The organism is Bradyrhizobium sp. (assembly GCF_049581145.1).
In the GTDB taxonomy this organism is placed as follows: Bacteria; Pseudomonadota; Alphaproteobacteria; order Rhizobiales; family Xanthobacteraceae; genus Bradyrhizobium.
On the sequence record NZ_JBAURI010001178.1, the window covers coordinates 1 to 4,892 of the forward strand.

At 60.9% G+C, this 4,892-nt stretch carries 4 protein-coding genes; all 4 read right to left on the minus strand.

Features of this window, described 5'->3' with window-relative positions; translation table 11 throughout:
- On the minus strand, nt 1–911 hold a 911-nt coding region (locus WCB02_RS37485), incomplete at its 3' end, for an efflux RND transporter permease subunit (RefSeq protein WP_423966959.1).
- A 48-nt stretch (nt 912–959) separates the two neighbouring features.
- Entirely contained in the window at nt 960–2,192 is a 1,233-nt protein-coding gene (locus WCB02_RS37490) for an efflux RND transporter periplasmic adaptor subunit (protein ID WP_423966962.1), read from the minus strand.
- Between the two features lie 948 nt (nt 2,193–3,140).
- Nucleotides 3,141–3,911, minus strand: coding sequence for an outer membrane protein (locus tag WCB02_RS37495; RefSeq protein ID WP_423966965.1), 771 nt, complete (start codon nt 3,909–3,911; stop codon nt 3,141–3,143).
- 68 nt (nt 3,912–3,979) lie between these two features.
- A partial coding sequence (locus WCB02_RS37500) for an outer membrane beta-barrel protein (RefSeq protein WP_423966967.1) occupies nt 3,980–4,892 on the minus strand: 913 nt, incomplete at its 5' end.

Genomic DNA, 4,892 nt, shown 5'->3' on the forward strand with positions numbered 1-4,892 from the left:
GTGTGCTGGGTCCGCCCCATGACCACGATGGCGGCGGCCACATCGTCATCGTGATCCCGGCCGGCGATGCCCAGGCGCGGCACGTACCCGACCGATACATGCGCGACATCCTTGACCTGGATGGGAAGTCCGCTGGACTGGCTCAGAACGACGTTCTCGATATCCCCGACCTTGTAGCCCATGGTGACGTCGTCGGCGCCGCCACTATCGACCAATCCGATGCCGCGGATGTTGACGGACTGCTGGCCGATGGTGATCTCGCGGCCGCCGACGTTGATGTTGGCGTTGCCGAGCGCCGTGATCAGCTGGGGAACGGTAACGTTATAGGCCTCCAGCTTTTCCAGGTCGGCATCGACGTTGAATTGCTTGGTGGTGCCGCCCCAGGAATTGATCTGGACCACGCCCGGAATGGTCAACAGACGGCGCGTCACCACGTAGTCCTGCAACGTGCGCAGATTGGTCAACCCGAAATGCGGCGGACCCACCATCTGATAACGGTAGATCTCGCCGACCAGGCTGGATTGCTGGATCTGGGCGACCTGGTTGCCCGGCAGGTTGACGTTCTGCTGCAGGCTGATCGACGCCTGCGTCAGCGCAAAGTAATAATCGACGCCGTAAGCGAAGGTCACACGCACGAACGACAGCCCGTAGAACGACGTCGAGCGGATATTGGCGACACCGGGTGTGGGATAAAGCCCGACCTCCATCGGAATAGTGTAGTATTTCTCCATCTCCTCCGCAGAGAGGCCCGCGGCCTGCGCCGTGATCTCGAGAATGACGGGAGCCGGATTGGGATAGGCCTCGATGTTCAGGCGCAAAAACGCGACGAGCCCGGCGGCGCAGAACACCAGGAGGCCCAGCACGATGATCGCACTGCGCGTCAGGCCGAACTGGAGAAGAGATTTGATCAAGTGCCCCCGCCGTCCTCGTGTGGCCGCTGGTCCAACGAACCGGGTCCGCTATCCGGCATCGCCGAGCAGAAGCTTGTTGCTCAGAAACACCGCGCCGTCGGTAACCACCGTTTCTCCGGGCTGCAGCCCCTCCAGGATCTGAACCCAACCATCCTGCCGCAGGCCCACGCTGACGGTGCGCTTGACGAAGTGGCGGCTGTCGCCGGTCACCCAGACCGACATCGTGCCATCGCCCTCCCTGACGACGCCGTCCGCCGGCACCGCCAGTGAACTGGCGGGATCGCCGACATGGATCACGAAGCTTGCGTACATTCCGGAACGAAGAAGGTGCTCCGGATCCTCGATTTCGGAGCGGACATACTGGCGGTGGGAATTCGGATCGATCATCGATCCGAGGTTCGTGACATGCCCCTTGAAGATCCTGTCGGGATAGGCCGGCACCGTCACCTCCACCGCCTGACCGAGCTTGTAGGCGGGGGCATCGCTTTCCACGACGTTGGCGATCATCCACATCGTCGACAAATCCGCCACCGAGAAAGGCGCGGGCGCCGTACCGGGCTGCGTCAGAAATCCCGGCGCCGCATTGCGCGTGACGATCCTTCCCGAGATCGGACTCGGCACGACCAGTGTCGAATCGACCTTGCGGTCGACGAGGACCTGCTCGATGTCGGCGTCGGCCTTGCCGAAGATGCGCACCGCATCCTTGGCCGCCTTGAAATTGCCCTCCGCGGTCTGCTGATCCGACGTCGTCTGATCGACGTCCTTCTGCGCCATGCCGCCGGCCTTCAACAGCGTCGTGACGCGCACCAGCGTTCGTTTCTGCAGTTCGAGCACGCCGGCCGCCGCCAGCAGGTTCGATTCCGCCTGCAACAGATCCGGGCTGTCGATCGTAAAGAGAATGTCGCCCTGCTTGACGTCATCCCCGACGTTGTAAAATGCCTTCAGGATCTTTCCCGGATATTGCGAGAACACCTGGACCAACAGGTTCTCGTTGAAATCGATGGTGCCGACGGCTGTCTTCAGAACCGCGAATTCGTGCGTCGCGACGGGACCGATCTTGAGCGCGGCCGCCTGCTTTTCGGACAGGTCGACCGACGCATCGTCCGCATTGCTCGATCCGGGTCGATCCTCACTGGCTGACGCAACCGGTTCCGGCCTGCTCGCCTGACCGTCGCGGAGGCCCACGAAACCCCGGCCCCAGATCAGCACTGCTCCGGCGATCACGATGAAAGCGACCATCGCCCACAGCGAACGCCTCGACAGCTTTCCGAAAACACTCACCTCGATTTGCCTCCAGCACTCGTTGGCAGTCAACCGAAATTCAACCTAGAAGCCATGGGCCCCGACAAACTGATCGATCCTAATCCAGCGCCCTTACGCTCACCTTACAGATCGCCGTTCAAACGCCCGCGCGGGTGCTATTCTTGCACATTTGCGCCAGATGTTCTTCAAGCCGGGGCACGCGTAGTTTGCGATGTCGATCAACACCGGCGCGGTGGCAAGGACGCAACACACGGGCAAGATCCGCCTGCTCGATGCGGCGAATCATTCCTGTTGCAAGCGGGATCGATATTGCAGGTCGCGCCCGCCGCGCCAATCGACTTCGCGCCACATTGGCGTTTCGGCCCTCAATGTTCACCAATTCGGACGTTACCGGCAGTGACGGCATCCGGAAGCGCGGCGTCCCAGGCCGGCTCGACAGAGCTTGCTTCCGGCCTTGGTGGAGATTTCCGACCGCCGCAATGGCGCATGGTGCTCGGACAAACAACTCGAACGTGCATTTTCGCGACCTGAGAGTGAGCCCCCGCTGTGTGAACTGCCGCCCTGAATGCATCACCGCGACCGCCTCCGGCGTCATCATGCTGATGATCGCCGCAGACAGATGGCAAATCGGACGATCAAGCGGGGCCCGCTCCGCTCGAACTCGGGGCGCACTCCCGGCCGCCTCCCTACTGGCTTGGCCACATCGGTGATTTCGGACCTCCATAGTAGCGCAGCGGCGGAGAAGTTTCGTTCGACGCCGGCGGTGCGCCGATATCGGCGGCGCAACCGGCGAGCGCGGCGCATAGACCCACGGTGGCAGCCAAGAACACGATCTTTCGTTTCAATGTGGCAGCGACCATCGCCACTCCTTCCCGCCGGCTACGTGACAAGTCCGCGACGCAGTCAACCCGTGCAGATGCCATTGCGCACTCCGGCGCCTGTTCGATACTTTCGGCACTCATTCAGTCAGTACTTGGCAAGGACAGGGCCTCCGCCAAATTTGTAGTCCAGGCCGACCGTGAGGATCGAGTACTGCGTATTGGTGGTATAGGGCAGCTGTCCGTTCGTCGTGAGACCCGTCGTTCCCACCGCGGCGCGGTTGTAGGAGCCGAAATTGTAGTAGCTGTATTCGACCTTACCGATCAGGTTGTTGGTTAGCGCATAGCCGAGACCGCCGCCGGCCACCAGGCCGTTGGCGTGAACCGTGAACTGATCGACCCCGACGACCGGATCGGAGTTGGTATGCTGGATATCGGCAAATGCCCAGCCACCGGTAAAGAACAGCATCAAACGGTCGACGGTGATACCACCTCGCGCCCGAAGCGTGCCACCCCAGCGAAGATTGTCCGCGTCGACCGAGGTGATTGGAAGAAATTGACCCTGGGTTTGGGCAGCCGCGTCGCTGCCCTTGATGTCGGACCAGAACCCGGTGGCTTCGATTCCGACCACGATGCCGCTCCCGACTCGAAAGTTGTAGCCGGCCTCGCCGCCGCCCAAGCCGCCCTGCGAAGAATAATTGGCCGTGTAATTGGCGAACCCCGTGTTCGGACCATTGGCATCGTTGACATTGTGGTTGCCCCAGCCGCCCCCCCCGAACACGCCGACGTAGAAGCCGGACCAGTCATAGACCGGGGGCGTGGCCGGCGCCTTCGAATACATTGGAAGGTCGGCGCCGAGCGCGGGCGACCCCAGCGCCAGCACACCGAGCGAGACGGTGGTGAGAAGAATACGCTTCATTGTTATCCCCTGTCGAATTGGTCCGATTAAATGCCTGGCGACTTCGGCCGCCGCGATCCCTTCGCGCGTCAGAAGTGAATGATGATGTCCGCCGCCCCGATCAGCGCCGTACTTTTGGTAGGCGCAATACCGAGGTTGGCATTGCCGTTGAATGCATTGCCATTAAGCGACTTATAGAAGGACACCTCAGGACGTATTTCGATCTGCGGCGAGAACCAGTGCTGCCAGCCGATACCGGACTCGATATAGGTCGACTTGGTGCCGGTGCGCTGCCCCTCCGCATCGTCGAACACTTCCAGCCGATAAGAGATGTTGTTAAGCGGGTTCGGCTTGTAGTTCAGATACATCAAGGCCGTATAAACATTTGCCGTGCACGAGAACAACGCGGTGTTGCCGCACTGGGCGAGATCCGGGGCGTTGAACGGCATGTATTGCGGCGAGAACGGCGTGCCGCCTGCATTGAACGCGGCAACAGCGGACGGATTGAGCGCGTTGAGCACGTTATACTGATGCTCATTGTAGAATTCGGTCGAGATGTGCCACTGGTCATCGAACTTGTGATAATATGTCAGTCCGTACCATTGCAAATTGTTGTAGCCCCAATTGCCCCCATTGATGCCGTCCGCGACGATGTTGATATCATCCTTGCCGCTGTCGCTGGTCCAGCGAGCACCGAGCGTTAGGCTCGGCGTCGCACCCGGATCTTTCGGCATGGTGGCCCCGGGATACAGCATGTTCGGAGCCAGATTGGCGATTTTCTGCCCGAGATGCCAGGGCAGCGCCTCGGTTCCGACCGTGACGCTGCCCTGGAGTATCCAGTTCTTGTTCACGGCCAATGTCGCTTCAAGTCCGGTATTGGTGTAATTGTCGAAGGTGTAGGTCATCGAGTGCGTATACATGTAATTGTTCGGCGCGAGTTGCGCCTCGATGTCCGGAATCGAGATGTAACGCCCGAGCCGCAACATCAGCCCATCCATGACC

Bases quoted from the DNA above. Each gene is read 5' to 3' on its own strand.
- WCB02_RS37495 (WP_423966965.1), bottom strand. From the start codon at position 3,911: ATGAAGCGTATTCTTCTCACCACCGTCTCGCTCGGTGTGCTGGCGCTG.